Genomic DNA, 16,433 nt, shown 5'->3' with positions numbered 1-16,433 from the left:
GGCGCTGCCGGAGCCCCGCGTCGCTCACTCAGCAGCGGGGAACGCCGGAGATGTAGCCGTCGGAGCCGGTGTAGACGTACGCGTCGGAGACGAAGCGTCCGGCGCCGATCTTGTCCCAGATGGTGCTGGTGCCGTAGGTGCCGGTGACGCTGGTGCCGCTGGTCTGGCACTGGATGGTCACCCGGGCGCCGTCGGCGATGGTGCCGACGGAGCTGTAGCCGGTGCCGGGGCCGGAGCGCACGGTCAGCGCGACCCCGCTGGTGGTGTTGATCGTGCCGGAGCCGGTGCTGCTGGCGCAGCCGTTGTCGCTGCTGTAGTTCTTCGTGCCCCAGTAGAGGGCGAGCGCACCGTTGAACCGCACCTGGATGTCGGCGCCGTTGAGCCGCTGCTCGTAGTGCAGGTGCGGACCTGTGGAGCCACCGGTGCTGCCGACCCAGCCGATCACCTTGCCGTAGCCGACGCTCTGGCCCACGGAGACGTTGAAGCCGTTGAGGTGGGCGTAGTAGGTGTGGTAGCCGCCCGCGTGGCTGATCCGGACGTACTTTCCGTAGCTGGTGCCGCCGAGATCGGTGACCCGGTCGACGGTGCCCGGGGCGCTCGCCACCACCGGGTCGCCGAGGTCGTCCGTGCGGTTGAAGTCCACCGCGTACGCCGGGCTGTGGGCCGACCGGGTCTGGCCGGACCAGGTCTGCCCGCACGGGAACGGCACCTTGAACGTGGGGGCGGCCATCGCCGGGGCCGCCGGGACCAGCACGCCCGCGGCGAGCAGACCGGCCGCCAGCAGGCCCAACCAACGCTTAGCCATCCAGCACCTCCTATGTTGAAATCTTTCGATTGCCTGGCCTCAGGGTGTCAGAAAATAACATCGATGGGAAGAGGTCGAATTCCCGTGTGGGAGCGCGCCCAATAGGGGGGTCTGCGGTTTCCGGATTGTTACTCGCTCGTGTCCGGATAGGGGTGGACCAGCCCACATGCAAGCGCTTACATGTGGTGACGCCCATCGGACCGGCGCGGGTTCGATCCCTGACGCGCCGGCAAGGAAGGAGAACGGCATGGCGTTTGCCAGATCACGCCAGGCTTTCGCGATCGCCGGCGTACTGGGGCTGGCGCTGAGCGCCACGGCCTGCGGCACCGGTGACGACAAGAAGAGTGGCTCCGCGGGCTCCGCGGAGTGCGCCGCATACGAGAAGTACGGCGACAACGACGGCAAGAAGGTCACGATCTACTCGTCGATCCGGGACGTCGAGGCCGACCGCCTCGCGGAGTCCTGGAAGCAGTTCGAGGACTGCACCGGCATCAAGATCGACCACGAGGGCAGCGCCGAGTTCGAGGCGCAGCTCGGTGTCCGGGTCGACGGCGGCAACGCCCCCGACCTCGCGTTCATCCCGCAGCCGGGTCTGGTCAAGCGCTTCGTCGACTCGGGCAAGCTCAAGCCGGTCGGCGCCGACACCAAGAAGATGGCCGAGGAGAACTACCCGGCCGACTGGCTGAAGTACAGCACCGTCAACGGCCAGCTCTACGGCGCTCCGCTCGGCTCCAACGTGAAGTCCTTCGTGTGGTACTCGCCGAAGACCTTCAAGGAGAAGGGCTGGACGGTCCCGACCAGCTGGGACGAGCTGATCAAGCTCAGCGACCAGATCGCGGGCACCGGCGCCAAGCCGTGGTGCGCCGGCATCGAGTCCGGTGACGCCACCGGCTGGCCGGCCACGGACTGGATCGAGGACGTGCTGCTGCGGACGCAGACCCCCGAGGTCTACGACCAGTGGACGAGCCACGGCATCCCGTTCAACGACCCGAAGGTCGCCGAGGCCGTCGACAAGGCCGGCACCATCCTGAAGAACGAGAAGTACATGAACGGCGGATACGGCGGCGTGAAGAGCATCGCCACCACCGCCTTCGGCGAGGCCGGCCTGCCGATCACCACGGGCAAGTGCGCGCTGCACCGCCAGGCGTCCTTCTACGCCAACCAGTGGCCGAAGGGCACCAAGGTGGCCGAGGACGGCGACGTCTTCGCGTTCTACTTCCCGGCGATCGACGCCAGCAAGGGCAAGCCGGTGCTGGGTGGCGGCGAGTTCGTCGCGGCCTTCAACGACCGCCCCGAGGTCCAGGCTGTGCAGACGTACCTCGCCTCGGGCGAGTACGCCAACAGCCGCGCCAAGATCGGTGACTGGGTGTCGGCCAACAACAAGCTCGACCTGGCCAACGTCGCCAACCCGATCGACAAGCTCTCCGTCCAGATCCTCCAGGACAAGTCCACCGTCTTCCGCTTCGACGGCTCGGACCTGATGCCGGCGGCCGTCGGCGCGGGCACGTTCTGGAAGGGCATGGTCGACTGGATCAACGGCAAGGACACCAAGACGGTGCTCGACGGCATCGAGGGCAGCTGGAAGTGATCTGAACCGGTGGGCCGGTCCGCGCACGCGGGCCGGCCCACCGGCTGATCAGAGACCTGGGAGGGTCGATGGAGTTCGACTTCGCTGAGGAACAGCCGAAGTTCCTCATGCTGATGTACGGGCTGATCGCTTTCGTCGCGGTGGTGGGCGGTCTGCTCCTGCTCCTCGACGTGGTGCCGGCCTGGTTCGCCCGCCGCCGGGAGGAGCAGATCGTTGCCGCCTCCGCCAGCGGCGCCCCGCTCCCCCGCCGGCGTAAGCCGCGCGAGGGCATGTTCGCGCTCTTCTTCCTGTTGCCGACGCTGCTGCTGCTCACCATCGGGCTGGTGGTCCCGGCCATCCGCACCACGATGCTGTCGTTCATGGACGCGAACAGCAACGACTGGGTCGGGCTGCGCAACTACGGCTGGATGTTCTCCGAGGACTCCATCGTCCGTGTGTTGATCAACACTCTGGTCTGGGTGCTCCTCGTCCCGCTGGTGGCCACCTCGTTCGGCCTGCTCTACGCCGTGATGGTGGACAAGGCCCGGTTCGAGGCGGTGGCCAAGTCACTGATCTTCCTGCCGATGGCGATCTCCTTCGTCGGCGCCAGCATCATCTGGAAGTTCGTCTACGCCTACCGGAGTGAGGACCAGGAGCAGATCGGCCTGCTCAACCAGATCGTGGTCAGCCTCGGCGGCGAGCCGAAGCAGTGGCTGCTGGAGTCACCGCTGAACACGCTGCTGCTGATCGTGATCATGGTCTGGATCCAGGCCGGTTTCGCGATGGTGGTGCTCTCCGCCGCGATCAAGGCGATCCCCGCCGACATCGTGGAGGCGGCGCGGCTCGACGGGGTCACCCCGTGGCAGATGTTCTGGCAGATCACCATGCCGAGCATCCGGCCGGCGCTGATCGTGGTCGTGGTGACGCTGTCGATCGCCACCCTCAAGGTCTTCGACATCGTCCGCACGTCGACCAACGGCAACTACGACACCAGCGTCATCGCCAACGAGATGTACAACCAGGCGTTCCGGTACGGCGAGAACGGGCAGGGCTCGGCGCTGGCGGTCTTCCTGTTCGTCCTGGTGATCCCGATCGTGATCTACCAGATCCGCAACCTCCGTCAGCAGCGGGAGGGCTGAGATGACCACCGCAACGCCCACCGTCGCCGCCGGCACCCAGAAGACCGCCGGCCGTGGCACCAGCGCCGCCGGGCGCGTCCGCAAGCGGCTGAACAGCCGTACCGCGACCCTCGTGTCGATCGTCATCGCGGTGCTCTGGACCATCCCCACCTTCGGCCTGCTCATCTCCTCCGTCCGGCCGGAGGACGAGATCAAGACCAGCGGGTGGTGGACCTTCTTCACCAACCCGTCGTTCACGCTGGAGAACTACCAGGAGGTGCTCTTCGGGAGCTCCTCGTCGTCGCCGCAGCTCGCCAGCTACTTCATCAACTCGCTGGCGATCACCATCCCGTCGGTGCTCTTCCCGCTCGCCTTCGCGGCCCTGGCCGCGTACGCGCTCGCCTGGATCAACTTCCGGGGGCGGGACTGGATGTACATCGCGATCTTCGCGTTGCAGATCGTGCCGCTCCAGATGGCCCTGGTGCCGCTGCTGAAGTTCTTCTCCACCGGCGTCACCGTCGCCGGGGTCACCCTCATGCCGGCCTGGGACCTGGTCGACGAACAGAAGTTCGCACAGGTGTGGTTCGCCCACACCTGCTTCGCGCTGCCGTTCGCCGTCTTCCTGCTGCACAACTTCATCTCGCAGCTCCCGGGTGACCTGATGGAGGCCGCCCGCGTCGACGGGGCCACCCACCCGAAGATCTTCCGCTCCATCGTGCTGCCGCTGATCACCCCGGCGCTGGCCGCGTTCGGCATCTTCCAGTTCCTCTGGGTCTGGAACGACCTGCTGGTCGCGCTGATCTTCGCCGGTGGCGGCAACGAGACCGCCCCGCTCACCGTCCGGCTGGCCGAACTGGCCGGCACCCGGGGCAACGAGTGGCAGCGGCTCACGGCTGGCGCGTTCATCTCGATCGTCGTACCGCTGATCGTCTTCCTGTCCCTCCAGCGCTACTTCGTGCGCGGCCTGCTCGCCGGCAGCGTCAAGGGCTGAGGTCTCTCCGCCGCCGCCGGGTCCCCGGCGGCGGCGGAGCGGGGCGGAGCGGGGGGTACGTGACGAGAATCGATGATGTCGCACGCCTGGCCGGGGTCTCCACCGCCACCGTGTCCCGGGCGTTGCGGGGGCTGCCGACGGTCTCGGCCGCGACCCGCCGCCGGGTGCTCGCGGCGGCCGAGCAGCTGGAGTACGCCGTCTCGCCGAGCGCCTCGCGGCTGGCCGGCGGGCGCACCGGCACCGTGGCCGTCGTCGTCCCCCGCATCACCCGGTGGTTCTTCGGCACCGTCGTCGAGGCGGTCGAGGACGTCCTCCAGCAGGCGGGCTACGACCTGCTGCTCTACAACCTCGGCGGGCGGGAGCAGATCCGTCAGCGGGTGCTACGCACCGCCAACCTGCACAAGCGCGTCGACGCGATCATGCTGGCCGCCACGCCACTGCGCCCCGCCGACCTGACCGCCCTGACGAAGCTGAAGCTGCCCGGGGTGACCATCAGCTCCGGCACGGTGGTGCCCGGCTGGCCCTGCGTACGCATCGACGACGTGGGCGTCGCGCGGACCGCCACCCGGCACCTGCTCGACCTGGGCCACCGGCGGATCGCCCACATCTCCGGCGACCCGGACGACGAGTTGGCCTACACCACCCACCTCGACCGGCGGCGCGGCTACCAGGAGGCGCTGTGCGACGCCGGGATCACCCCGGACCCCCACCTCGACGTGGAGTCGCAGTTCACCATCAGCGGCGGTACGCGGGCCACCGAGGAGCTGCTGCGGCGCGGCGACCCGCCGACGGCGATCTTCGCGGCCTGCGACGAGATGGCGATGGGGGCGATGACGGCGCTGCGCGACGCCGGCCTGCGGGTGCCGCAGGACGTCAGCGTGATCGGCGTCGACGACCACGACCTGGCCAGCGTGCTCGGGCTGAGCACGATCGCCCAGCCCGCGGCGGAGCAGGGTCGGCTCGCCGCGCGGATCCTGCTCGACCCGCTGGAGCCCGGCGTCCGCAGGCAGCGGAGCGGCCCCCAGCTCGACCCGCCGGGGTCGCCGGTGATCCTGCCCACTCGGCTGATCGTGCGTGAATCGACCGCGGCACCCCGGGCACACTAACGGGAAACGGCGACGCCCGGCCGTATCCGACCGTCCGGCTCGACACACGGGAGAAGGCCCTGAACAGCAACCCGACGCACCAGGACACGCCCGTCGCCCCGGCCACCGGTTGGTGGACCAGGGCCACCATCTACCAGGTCTATCCGCGCTCCTTCGCCGACTCCGACGGCGACGGCATCGGCGACCTGCCCGGCATCACCGCCCGCCTGGACCACCTCGTGGAACTGGGCGTGGACGCGCTCTGGCTGTCGCCGTTCTATCCGTCGCCGCAGGCCGACGCCGGGTACGACGTGGCCGACTACCGGGACGTGGACCCGCTCTTCGGCACCCTCGCCGACGCCGACCGGTTGATCGCCGAGGCGCACTCGCGCGGGCTGCGGGTCATCGTCGACCTCGTGCCCAACCACACGTCGGCGGCACACCGGTGGTTCACCGCGGCGCTCGCCGCCGACCCCGGTAGCCCGGAGCGCTCGCGCTACATCTTCCGGGACGGGTCGGGCCCCGACGGCGCGCAGGCGCCGAACGACTGGACGAGCGTCTTCGGCGGGCCGGCCTGGACCCGCGTCACCGAGGCCGACGGCCGCCCCGGCCAGTGGTACCTGCACCTGTTCGACTCCGGCCAGCCCGACCTGAACTGGGACAACCCCGAGGTCCGGGAGGAGTTCCTGGACGTGCTGCGGTTCTGGCTGGACCGCGGCGTCGACGGCTTCCGCGTCGACGTGGCGCACGGCCTGATCAAGCAGGCCGATCTGGCCGACTGGCGGGAGCCGCAGGAGATCCTCTCCGGCCAGGAGGTCGACAAGCCGCGCCCGCCGATGTGGGACCAGGACGGCGTGCACGAGATCTACCGGGACTGGCGGCGGCTGCTGGACGGCTACCCGGACGAACGGATCCTGGTCGCCGAGGCGTGGGTCGAGCCGGCCGAGCGCCTGGCCCGCTACGTCCGCCCCGACGAGATGCACCAGGCGTTCAACTTCGAGTACCTGCTCGCCGCGTGGACCGCGCCGGCCCAGTACGCGGTGATCACCCGCTCGCTGGAGGCCACCGACACCGTGGGCGCCCCGACCACCTGGGTGCTCTCCAACCACGACGTGGTCCGGCACGCCTCCCGGCTGGGTCTGCCGATCGGCGGCCGGCGGCCCAACGGCATCGGCATCGGCGACCCGCAGCCCGACGCCGCACTCGGCCTGCGCCGGGCCCGGGCGGCCACCCTGCTGATGCTCGCCCTGCCCGGCTCGGCCTACCTCTTCCAGGGCGAGGAGCTGGGCCTGCCCGAGCACACCACGATGCCCGACGAGGCCCGGCAGGACCCGACCTGGCGGCGCAGCGGGCACACCGAACGGGGCCGGGACGGCTGCCGGGTGCCGATCCCGTGGGAGGCCGACGCCCCCTCGTACGGCTTCGGGCCGACCGACGCGAGCTGGCTGCCGCAGCCGTCGAGCTGGGCGGAGTACGCCCTGGACCGGCAGCGGGACGCGCCCGGCTCGACGTACGAGCTGTACCGGACGGCGTTGCGGCTGCGCCGCGAGCACCGGCTCGGTGAGGGCACGCTGAAGTGGCTCGCCTCCGGCGACGAGGTGCTCTCGTTCCGCAACGGTGGGCTGACCGTGCTGACCAACTTCGGCGCCGCCGCCGTGCCGCTGCCCGCCGGCGGCGAGCTGGCGCTGACCAGCGCGCCGCTGACCGAGGACGGTACGGTGCCCACCGACGTCACGGTCTGGATCCGCGGCTGAGGTGCACCGAGGGTCTGGTGTGCCCCGGATCCGGTGCCATAAAAGGACGGTGCGGCGGCGCGCCCGCGCTCACTCGCCGGGCGCGCCGCCGTACCGTCCCCTGCACGGCGCTTTGCCGCGTATCGTCGACGCGTCGAGCTCGGAAGAGGGGATCAGGCCGGGGGAGCGGGAAGAACGAGCGACTTGTAGCTGTATCCCGTGAAACTCATGCTCGAAACCGACGTGTAAGGGTCGACAGTTCGCGTCTTGAAGCCATCGATTCGGCAGTTGTTCAATTCGTAGACGACGATACTGCGGGATGAGTTGTTGACTATGGATCGGATCGGGCCACCCAGGTAGCACACCCCCGCGTTCCCCCCGGAGGTGGCCTCGGTGCCAGTGAAGTTCGCCCCGCTGTAGGTGCAGACGTTAGAGGTGCAGCTGGCGGCGCTGGCCGCAGTCGGCTGCAGAATTCCGATCGAAAGACCGACCATTGCGGTTGCGGCTATGGCGGAGACACGCTTTCCGACAGTCATCAATTTCTCCCCGTTCGACTGAGCCGTATGCCCAGCAACAGTAGTACCCGCCCGACCCGGGCGCAAGATTGACATTCGACAATGAGGCCCAGTCAGTTCGAGTGCCCTTCGTATGACCAGGCCCAATGTCGGACCGTCGGACGACACGGCATCTGAGGCGAGGCGCGAAGAACGCGGCGGACCTGCGAACCGACCCGGACGGACCGCCAGCGGTTCACTCCGTCAGGCGTTCGGCGCGGACGGCCAGCAGGTCGCGGACGGCGGTGATGTCGCCCGGCGAGGTCCGCGAGGCGAGCCAGTACATGACGCCCGTCGGGATGAAGAAGAGTTGGAAGGCGGCCAGCCCGACGGCGTAGTTCAGCGGCGGCGGGAAGGCCGCCCGCAGGCCGTGGAAGGCCACCCCGACCAGCCCGTTGCCGGCCGCGCGGCCGACGCCGTTGACCAGGTTGCCCAGGCTGTAGACGGTGCCCCGGTGCTCGGGCGGGTTGACGTCGGCGATCAGGGCGAACCAGTTCGGCGAGTTGGCCGAGGTGAGCGCCAGCGCCACCACCGCCGTGAGCAGGCTCAGCCCGACCGTCGGCTCGGTGAACACGCTGGCCAGCACCGCCCGGACGACCGCCCCCGCCCCGGCGCCGTCGGGCACGTCGATGCGTACCGGCACGAAGAAGAGGACCAGGTAGAACGGCAGCGCCGCGAGGATGCCCACCGCCGCGACCAGCGCCCGGCCCCGGGGCGTACGGCGTTGCAGCGCGTCGCCGACCAGCCCGCCGATGATGGAGAGCACCCCGCCGAGCTGGAACAGGGTGGCGAAGACGCTGCCCACGACAACGGCGGTGGCGGCGGAGTAGCCCTGGTCCTCGGCCCGCTCGGCGAAGAGCACCGGCAGCCAGACCAGTGACCCGAAGGCCGCCTGGGCGGTGAGGCCCTGGAGGATCAGCCAGCGGTTCGTACGGCGGCCCAGGATCCTTGGCAGATCTTCCCGGCTGATCCGGTAGTCGTACTCCGCGCCCTCGGCCAGCGCGCCGGCCAGCTCCGGCTCGCTCTGCCCGCGCCGGATGTCGTAGGTGAACAGGTAGGCGCCGGTCGCCGCCAGGCCGACCACGGTCAGCAGCAGGAACGGCCGCCGCCAGTCGGTGGCCCCGAGCAGCCCGCCCACCAGCGTGCCGGCCAGCGTGCCGACGCCCTGGGACAGCCCCCAGAAGCTCATCACCAGCCCCCGGCGGCGGGGCGAGATCAGGTCGGTGACGACCGAGAACCCGACGGAGCCGACCGCGCCCAGCCCGACCGCCGCCACGATCTGCGCCGCCAGGAAGGTGGGATAGTTCGCCGCCAGCGCGCTGCCGCCCGTGCCGAGCGCCCAGATCAGGGTGCCGACCATCAGCAGCGGCTTGCGGTTCGTGCGGTCGCCGACGTACGCCCAGCCGACGGCGGCCACCGCGCTGGCCAGGAAGCTCACGGCGGTGACCAGACCGAGCAGCCGCTGCGGCACCTCGAAGGCGTCGGAGATGGGCCCGTACAGCGGGGGCACCAGACCGATCGCGACGTTGTCCAGCGAGGCGAGCAGCACGAAGACCACGACGCTGTAGAGCCGGTGCGCCCGCGTCCCGCCCCGGGCCCGCGCCGGCCCACCCCTGGTCAAGGTCATGTGCGGCAGCCAACCAGGGTCAGGTCACGGGCGGGTGACGACGCGCGGGCGCGCCGGGCCGCTCAGAGATAGCCGCCGATCACGGGCGCGGCGGCGGGCGCGGCCGGCGTGCCCGCCCGCAGCGCGTACAGCTCGGCGAGGGTGGCGCCCTGTGGTGGCACCCCCGCCGCCGTGCCCAGCCATCCGGTCGCCTCCTCGTACGACAGCGCGCCCACCTCGATGCGCGCCAGGCAGCGCCCCGGGCGGACCACCGCCGGGTGCAGCCGGGACAGGTCCTCGTTCGTGGTGATCGCGACGAGTACGTCGCGCCCCTGCCCGAGCAGCCCGTCGGTGAGGTTGAGCAGCCGGGACAGGGCCTGGCCGGCGGCCTGCTTCGCCTCGCCCCGGATCAGCTCGTCGCAGTCCTCCAGGATGAGCAGCCGCCACCGTCGGCCCGTCCCCGGCTCGCCGTCCTCGTCGCCGACCGCCACCTCGGACAGGTACGCCGTGTCGGCGAAGAGCACGTCCGGGTCGAGCACGGCGTCGACCTGGCACCAGTCACGCCACTGCCGGGCCAGCGCGCGCAGTGCCGTGGTCTTCCCCGTTCCGGGTGCCCCGTGCAGCAGCACCAGCCGGCCGGCGAGGCGCTCCGGGGTGGTCGCCATCAGCTCGTCGAGCGCGTCGCGGGCGGCGGCGGCGTAGTTCGGCCGGATCTCCGCCCACTCCGGCGCGGCGATGGCGCGCACGTCGCGCTGGCTGCCCCGGCGGGGGTTCTGGTGCCAGAAGCCGATCCGGCCGGCACCCGGGTCCTCCTGCTCGGCGGCGCCGTCGACGATCCGGTCGAGGGCCGACTGACCCACCTCCTCGGAGACCGCCGTGACCGTCACCTCGGCGCCGCGCCCCTTCCAGGTGACCACCCGGGCCGTCCAGCCGTCACCGGCCAGCAGCCGGGAGCGCTGCCGGTTCTCCACCGCCGTACGCAGCAGCCGCCCGTCGGGGACGGTCAGTGGCGCGTCGGGACGCACCCGGGAGAGCCGGACGGTGTGCGACCACGGGTGCCGGCCGGTGACGAAGTCCGCGAGGACCAACGCGTCGATGACGTCGCAGGGGGTGTCCGCGTCGTCGTACTGGAGCATCGAGGGAATGCCGGTTCCGGGCGCCTCGTCCATTTCGGGGGTGGTTCGCATCCGTCGATGATCGCGAGCCCGGTCCAGCCCGTACAGTCGTTTACCCGACGGCCGGGTCGAGCCGGTCGAGGAAGTGCGCGCGGGCGGCGGCGTACCGCTCCCGGATGGCGGGGACGGGGGTGTCCGCGTACTCCTCCGTGCCGGCCACGGACCAGGCGGGGGGCGCCGCGCCGCCCAGGGCGACCCAGGCGGCCTGGCGGGCGGCGCCGTCGGCGACGTACTCGCCGGGGGGCGGGACGACCACCGGTACGCCGAGGACCTGCGGCGCGATCCGGCGCACCGCCGCCGAGCGGGCGCCCCCGCCCACCAGGATCACCCGACGCACCGTCGCGCCCTGGGCGGTGAGCGCGTCGAGGCCGTCGGCGAGGGCGCAGAGCAGCCCCTCGACGGCGGCGCGCGCCAGGTGGGCCGCCGTCGAGGTGCGCAGGGTCAGCCCGTGCACGGCCCCGGACGCCAGCGGCCGGTCGGGCGTCCGCTCGCCCTCCAGGTAGGGCACCATGACCAGCCCGTCCGCGCCGGCGGGAGCGGAGAGCGCCAGGCCGGCCAACTCGTCCAGGTCGACCCGCAGCATCGACGCGGCGGCGTCGAGCACCCGGGCCGCGTTGAGCGTGCAGACCAGGGGCAGGAAGCGGCCGGTGGCGTCGGCGAACCCGGCGACGGCGCCGCTCGGGTCGGCGGCGGGGGCGTCGGCGACGCTGAACACGGTGCCGGAGGTGCCGATCGAGACGACCACGTCGCCCGGGCCCGCGCCGACGCCGAGCGCGGCGGCGGCGTTGTCGCCGGTGCCCGGGCCGAGCGCCGCCCCGCCGGCCGGCAGGCCCGGGAGGGCGTCGGCGCGTATGACCCCGGCCGGCTCCGCCGGGCCGAGCACGGTGGGCACGTGCGGCCGCCGCCCGAACGCCTGCTCCAGCAGGTCGAGCCGGTAGTCGCCGGTGGCCGGGGACCAGTAGCCGGTGCCGCTGGCGTCGCCCCGGTCGGTACGCAGCGCCGCCAGGCCCGGCGCGCCGGCCAGCCGCCAGGTCAGCCAGTCGTGCGGCAGGCAGACCGCCGCGACCCGCGCCGCGCGCTCCGGCTCGTGGCGGGCCAGCCAGCGCAACTTCGTGGCGGTGAAGCTGGCCACCGGCACGCTGCCCACCGCGTCCGCCCAGAACCGGCGCCCGGCCTCCCCGCCGCCGGCCTCCGCGACCAGCTCGGCGGCGGCCCCGGCGGAACGGGTGTCGTTCCACAGCAGCGCCGGCCGGACCACCCCGCCCTTGTCGTCGAGGCACACCATGCCGTGCTGCTGCCCGGCGACGGAGACCGCCACCACGTCGGTCAGCCCGCCGGCGGCGTCGACCGCCGCGCCCAGCGCGGACCACCACGCCGCCGGGTCGACCTCGGTGCCGTCCGGGTGCGGCGCCCGCCCCTGCCGGAGCAGGGCGCCGGTCTCGGCGTCCCGGACGACGACCTTGCAGGACTGGGTCGAGGAGTCGACCCCCGCGACGATCGGCATCGCCGGCGGCCCTCAGCGGGCGCCGAGCAGGTGCTCGACGGCGAGCTGGTTGAGCCGGACGAAGCCGAAGCCCTTCGCGGCGGCCCCGGCGACGTCGAACTCCTCGAACGCGGACCGGTCCGCGACCAGCTCCGCGTAGCCCTCCCCCGGCGCGAGCGTCGGGGTGCCGAGGTCGGCGACCCGGCTCGCGGCCAGCGCCTCGGCGACCTCCGGGTCCGCCCGGAACGCTGCCGCGCGCTCCTTCAGCAGGAGGTAGGTGCGCATGTTCGCCGCCGCCGACGCCCAGACGCCGCTCATGTCCTCGGTGCGCGAGGGCTTGTAGTCGAAGTGCCGGGGCCCGTCGTAGGCGGGCCCGCCGCCGGGGCCGCCGTGCTCCAGCAGATCGACCAGGGCGAACGCGTTCAGCAGGTCGCCGTGGCCGAAGACGAGGTCCTGGTCGTACTTGACGCCGCGCTGCCCGTTGAGGTCGATGTGGAACAGCTTGCCCTGCCAGAGCGCCTGGGCGATGCCGTGGGCGAAGTTCAGGCCGGCCATCTGCTCGTGGCCCACCTCCGGGTTGAGCCCGACCAGCTCGGGACGGGCCAGGGTGGAGATGAAGGCCAGGGCGTGCCCGACGGTGGGCAGGAGGATGTCGCCGCGCGGCTCGTTCGGCTTCGGTTCGAGGGCGAAGCGCAGGTCGTAGCCGGAGTCGACGACGTACTGGCAGAGCAGGTCGACGGCCTCCCGGTAGCGGTCCAGCGCGGCCCGGACGTCCTTGGCGAGGTCGTACTCGGCGCCCTCCCGGCCGCCCCACATCACGAAGGTGCGCGCGCCGAGTTCGGCGGCGAGGTCGACGTTGCGCAGCACCTTGCGCAGCGCGTACCGCCGGACGTCGCGGTCGTTGCTGGTGAAGCCGCCGTCCTTGAAGACGGGGTGGGTGAAGAGGTTGGTGGTCACCATCGGGACCACCAGGCCCGTCTCGTCGAGCGCCTTGCGGAAGCGGGCCACGTGCTGGTCGCGGGTGGCGGCGTCCGCGCCGAAGGGCACGAGGTCGTCGTCGTGCAACGTGATCCCGTACGCGCCCAGCTCCGCGAGCCGGTGCACCGTCTCGACCGGGTCCAGGTCGGCGCGGGTGGCGTCGCCGAACGGGTCGCGGCCCGGCCAGCCCACCGTCCAGAGGCCGAAGGAGAACTTGTCGGCGGGGGTGGGACGGGGTGCCATGGCAGACCTCCGGGTGTCGTCCGCTATTTGTTCAGTGGTTGAATTATTTGGTCGACCTGTGACAGTGTCAAGGGGTGACCCGACCCGACGCCCCGACGGCGGTACGGCAGGGCAGCCTGCGCGAGTGGAACCTCGCCGTGGTGCTCGGCCGGATCGCCGCCGCCGACCGCCCGCCCTCGCGGGCCGAACTGGCCGCCGGCACCGGCCTCACCCGGGCCACCGTCTCGGCCGTCGTGGAGGACCTGCTCGCCGGCCGTCTGGTGGCCGAGGCGGAGCCGACCCCCCGCACCGGCGCGGGGCGGCCCTCGCGGGGCCTGGTGCTCGCCACCGACGGCCCGGCGGGGCTCGGCCTGGAGGTCAACGTCGACTACCTGGCGGCCTGCGTGGTGGACCTCGCCGGCCGGGTCCGCCACCACCGGGTGCACCGCGCCGACCTGCGGCCCCTCTCCCCCGCCGAGGCGCTCGCCCGGCTGGCCGACCTGGCCGCCGACGCCCGCGCCGAGGCCACCCGCGAGCGGCTCACGCTGGCCGGCGCGGCCCTCGCGGTCCCCGGCCTGGTCGGCGAGGCGGGCCTGGTCCGGCTCGCGCCCAACCTCGGCTGGCGCGACGTGCCCGTACCCGCGCTGCTCGGCCGGGCCGCGCCGCTGACCGCGCACGTCGACGGCGTACCGCCGCTGGTGGTCGACAACGAGGCCAACCTCGCCGCGCTGGGCGAGCTGCACGCCGGGCCCGGTGACCGGGCCAGCTTCCTGCACATCTCCGGGGAGGTCGGCATCGGCGCCGGGATCGTGCTCGACGGGTCGCTGTTCCGGGGCACGCGCGGCTGGAGCGGCGAGATCGGTCACATCACGATCCGGCCCGACGGCCCGCCCTGCCGGTGCGGTGGCCGGGGCTGCCTGGAGACGTACGCCGGGCAGGAGGCGGTCCTCGCGGCGGCCGGGCTCGGCGGCGCGGACCTCCCGGCGGACACCGCGACGACCCGGCTGGCCGAGCTGGCCGGAGCCGGTGACCCGGCCGCGCTCCGGGCCCTGGCCGAGGCCGGGACCGCCCTGGGCGTCGCCGTCGCCGGCGTGGTCAACCTGCTGGACCTGGACACCGTGGTACTCGGCGGCGGATACGCCCCGCTGGCGCCGTGGCTGTGCCCGCCGGTGCTCGCCGAGGTCTCCCGGCGGGTGCTCACCGCGGCCTGGTCACCGGTCACCGTCCGCCCGGCGACCCTCGGCGCCGCCGCCGCGGCCGTCGGCGGGGCCGGTTCGGTGGTCCGCCGGATCCTGGACCAGCCGACCGGCTGGCTGGCCCGCCCGGCCTGAGTCCCCGTTCCTCCGATGGCGGCGCGGCTCCGCCTCGGTACGCTTGCCCTCAGGCAACGACCAGATCCGAGGAGTGCACGACCACCATGCGCACAGGTCGACAGACCGGGGCGCCCGGCGAGCGGCGGTGACCACCGCCTCCCGGGACGGTGTCAAGGGCCCCACCGACGGCGGGCGTTCCGGCCGCTCCCCCGACGCCGCGCGACCGGTCGACTCCGGGCTCGCCCGGGAGGTGCTCGACGGGCTCACCGAGGCGGTGGTGATGGTGGATCGGGCCGGGTCGGTCACGCTGGTCAACGCGACGGCCAGGGCGCTCCTCCCCGAGGCCGCGCCCGGCACGGACCTGCACGCCTGTGCGGTGCCGGCCGTGGCCCGGGCGGTGGCGTCGGGAGCGGACAGCTTCGCCGCCGAGCACGGTGGCCGCCGGCTGCACGGCGTACGGCGCGACCTCACCGACGGGCGGCACGCCTGGTACGTGCGGGACGTCACCGAGGAGCACGCGCGCGTCGAGGCGCTACAGGTCGAGCGCTCCCGGACGGCGTTCCTCGCCGAGGCCGGCAGCCGTCTCGGGCGCTCCCTCCAGCGCGAGCAGACGCTGCGGACCGCCACGATGATGCCCGTGCCCTACCTCGCCGACCTGGCCATGGTGGTCCACCTGCCGCCTGCGCCGACGGAGGGCCAGCCGCACTGGATCCGCTACGACGGAAGCGACCCCGCCCCGGTGACCGGGCTCGCGCCCTGGTCGCTGACCGGCTCGCTGCCGGAGCTGGCCGAGGCGCTGGCCGGCCACCCGGCGGGCCCGTCCCCGTGGCCGGACGGGGAGGCGGCCGACCTGGCCGCCGTGCTCCCGCCCGGGTTCGGCCCACCCGGCACCGTGCTGGCCTGTCCCATGCCGGGGGCGGGGCGCGCCACCGGCGCCCTCGTGCTGGTCCGCCGCGTCGGACGGGCCGACTTCGCCCGCCACGACATCGAACTGGCCCGGGAGTTCGCCGCCCGCGCGGGCGCCGCCCTCGGCGCCGCCGAACTCTACGGCGGGCAGGTCCACCTCGCCCGGGTGCTGCAGAACAGCCTGCTCCCGCCCGACCTGCCGGCCGTGCCGGGCACCGTCCTCGCGGGCGGCTACCGGGCGGCCGGCGACGGGCTGCGCATCGGCGGCGACTTCTACGACGTGTTCCGCGTCCCGGGTGGCGCGATCTTCGCCCTCGGCGACGTGGCCGGCAAGGGCGTCGGCGCGGCCGTCCTCACCGGGCGGGTCCGCCAGTCCCTGCGGACCCTGCGCCTGGTCGAGCAGCGGCCGCTGGAGTTGATGGGGCTGCTCAACCACGCGCTCTTCGACGCACCGGACGCGGCCCGCCGCAGCCAGTTCACCACCCTGCTGCTCGGCACCCTCCACGCCGCGCCCGACGGCGGGGTCACCGTCCGGATCGCCGGGGGCGGCCACCCGTCCCCGCTGCGGATCCACGCCGACGGCGGGGTCACCCCGGTCGCGGTCGGAGGGATGCCGGTGGGCGCGCTCGCCGCCGCCCGGTTCGCCGAGGTGGAACTCCGCCTCGCCCCCGGCGAACTGCTGTTCGCGTACACCGACGGGGTCGTCGAGGCGCGGGGCGGCCCCGACGGCCAGGAGATGTTCGGCGAGGAACGGCTGCACGCGGCGCTGGCCTCGGCCGCCGGGTCGACCCCGGCCGCGCTGGTGGACCGGCTCCTCGATCTCGTCGACAGGTGGCTCGGCGGGCAGATCCAGGACGACATCGCGATGCTGGTCGTCGCGGCGGCCCCCGCCTGACC

13 protein-coding genes are annotated in these 16,433 nt (G+C 72.9%); 7 read left to right on the top strand and 6 right to left on the bottom strand.

Annotated elements, in window-relative coordinates:
- Positions 1 to 28: 28 nt before the first annotated feature.
- Positions 29 to 805, bottom strand: coding sequence for a peptidoglycan DD-metalloendopeptidase family protein (locus tag ACGFIG_RS04740; RefSeq protein ID WP_392999148.1), 777 nt, complete (start codon positions 803 to 805; stop codon positions 29 to 31).
- A gap of 247 nt (positions 806 to 1,052) precedes the next feature.
- Between ACGFIG_RS04740 and ACGFIG_RS04735 the strand changes: the two genes are divergently transcribed.
- The 5 genes from ACGFIG_RS04735 (at position 1,053) to ACGFIG_RS04715 (ending at position 7,320) form a co-directional block, all read left to right on the top strand.
- The gene (locus ACGFIG_RS04735; RefSeq protein WP_392999146.1) at positions 1,053 to 2,393 is read left to right on the top strand and encodes an ABC transporter substrate-binding protein; all 1,341 of its coding nucleotides are present in this window, start codon (positions 1,053 to 1,055) and stop codon (positions 2,391 to 2,393) included.
- 68 nt (positions 2,394 to 2,461) lie between these two features.
- On the top strand, positions 2,462 to 3,511 hold the full coding sequence (locus ACGFIG_RS04730) for a carbohydrate ABC transporter permease (protein WP_392999144.1): 1,050 nt from the start codon (positions 2,462 to 2,464) through the stop codon (positions 3,509 to 3,511).
- A 1-nt stretch (position 3,512) separates the two neighbouring features.
- The gene (locus ACGFIG_RS04725) at positions 3,513 to 4,481 is read left to right on the top strand and encodes a carbohydrate ABC transporter permease (RefSeq protein WP_392999142.1); all 969 of its coding nucleotides are present in this window, start codon (positions 3,513 to 3,515) and stop codon (positions 4,479 to 4,481) included.
- Positions 4,482 to 4,540: 59 nt separating this feature from the next.
- On the top strand, positions 4,541 to 5,587 hold the full coding sequence (locus ACGFIG_RS04720; protein ID WP_392999141.1) for a LacI family DNA-binding transcriptional regulator: 1,047 nt from the start codon (positions 4,541 to 4,543) through the stop codon (positions 5,585 to 5,587).
- Between the two features lie 59 nt (positions 5,588 to 5,646).
- Complete coding sequence (locus tag ACGFIG_RS04715; protein ID WP_392999452.1) at positions 5,647 to 7,320, top strand: alpha-amylase family glycosyl hydrolase; 1,674 nt, start codon at positions 5,647 to 5,649, stop codon at positions 7,318 to 7,320.
- 152 nt (positions 7,321 to 7,472) lie between these two features.
- Here the strand turns inward: ACGFIG_RS04715 and ACGFIG_RS04710 are convergent, their stop codons facing one another.
- The 5 genes from ACGFIG_RS04710 to xylA all read right to left on the bottom strand — a co-directional run bounded on the left by ACGFIG_RS04710 (position 7,473) and on the right by xylA (position 13,338).
- Positions 7,473 to 7,835, bottom strand: coding sequence for a peptidase inhibitor family I36 protein (locus ACGFIG_RS04710; RefSeq protein WP_392999139.1), 363 nt, complete (start codon positions 7,833 to 7,835; stop codon positions 7,473 to 7,475).
- A 214-nt stretch (positions 7,836 to 8,049) separates the two neighbouring features.
- Positions 8,050 to 9,480: an MFS transporter gene (locus ACGFIG_RS04705; RefSeq protein ID WP_392999137.1), complete on the bottom strand. Its 1,431-nt coding sequence runs from the start codon at positions 9,478 to 9,480 to the stop codon at positions 8,050 to 8,052.
- A 62-nt stretch (positions 9,481 to 9,542) separates the two neighbouring features.
- Entirely contained in the window at positions 9,543 to 10,646 is a 1,104-nt protein-coding gene (locus ACGFIG_RS04700) for a DUF5925 domain-containing protein (RefSeq protein ID WP_392999135.1), read from the bottom strand.
- 40 nt (positions 10,647 to 10,686) lie between these two features.
- Entirely contained in the window at positions 10,687 to 12,138 is a 1,452-nt protein-coding gene (xylB, locus tag ACGFIG_RS04695) for a xylulokinase (RefSeq protein WP_392999133.1), read from the bottom strand.
- A 12-nt stretch (positions 12,139 to 12,150) separates the two neighbouring features.
- Positions 12,151 to 13,338 (bottom strand): xylose isomerase, encoded by a 1,188-nt coding sequence (gene xylA / locus ACGFIG_RS04690; protein ID WP_392999131.1) that lies wholly within the window; start codon positions 13,336 to 13,338, stop codon positions 12,151 to 12,153.
- A gap of 74 nt (positions 13,339 to 13,412) precedes the next feature.
- Here xylA and ACGFIG_RS04685 point away from each other — a divergent pair, with 74 nt between their 5' ends.
- On the top strand, positions 13,413 to 14,648 hold the full coding sequence (locus ACGFIG_RS04685) for an ROK family protein (RefSeq protein WP_392999129.1): 1,236 nt from the start codon (positions 13,413 to 13,415) through the stop codon (positions 14,646 to 14,648).
- 127 nt (positions 14,649 to 14,775) lie between these two features.
- The gene (locus ACGFIG_RS04680) at positions 14,776 to 16,431 is read left to right on the top strand and encodes a SpoIIE family protein phosphatase (protein ID WP_392999127.1); all 1,656 of its coding nucleotides are present in this window, start codon (positions 14,776 to 14,778) and stop codon (positions 16,429 to 16,431) included.
- Positions 16,432 to 16,433: the final 2 nt, after the last annotated feature.

The organism is Micromonospora sp. NPDC049048, assembly GCF_043197615.1.
GTDB lineage: Bacteria > Actinomycetota > Actinomycetes > Mycobacteriales > Micromonosporaceae > Micromonospora.
The sequence above is the reverse complement of the archived record's forward strand: the minus strand, read 5'-3'. Positions and strand labels throughout refer to the sequence as shown.

What these genes read in the sequence shown, in the direction of transcription:
- ACGFIG_RS04730 (WP_392999144.1), top strand. Translation starts at nt 2,462, where the DNA reads ATGGAGTTCGACTTCGCTGAGGAACAGCCGAAGTTCCTCATGCTGATG.
- ACGFIG_RS04725 (WP_392999142.1), top strand. Translation starts at nt 3,513, where the DNA reads ATGACCACCGCAACGCCCACCGTCGCCGCCGGCACCCAGAAGACCGCC.
- ACGFIG_RS04740 (WP_392999148.1), bottom strand. Translation starts at nt 805, where the DNA reads ATGGCTAAGCGTTGGTTGGGCCTGCTGGCGGCCGGTCTGCTCGCCGCG.
- ACGFIG_RS04710 (WP_392999139.1), bottom strand. Translation starts at nt 7,835, where the DNA reads ATGACTGTCGGAAAGCGTGTCTCCGCCATAGCCGCAACCGCAATGGTC.
- ACGFIG_RS04705 (WP_392999137.1), bottom strand. Translation starts at nt 9,480, where the DNA reads ATGACCTTGACCAGGGGTGGGCCGGCGCGGGCCCGGGGCGGGACGCGG.
- xylB (WP_392999133.1), bottom strand. Translation starts at nt 12,138, where the DNA reads ATGCCGATCGTCGCGGGGGTCGACTCCTCGACCCAGTCCTGCAAGGTC.
- ACGFIG_RS04735 (WP_392999146.1), top strand. Translation starts at nt 1,053, where the DNA reads ATGGCGTTTGCCAGATCACGCCAGGCTTTCGCGATCGCCGGCGTACTG.
- ACGFIG_RS04700 (WP_392999135.1), bottom strand. Translation starts at nt 10,646, where the DNA reads ATGCGAACCACCCCCGAAATGGACGAGGCGCCCGGAACCGGCATTCCC.
- xylA (WP_392999131.1), bottom strand. Translation starts at nt 13,338, where the DNA reads ATGGCACCCCGTCCCACCCCCGCCGACAAGTTCTCCTTCGGCCTCTGG.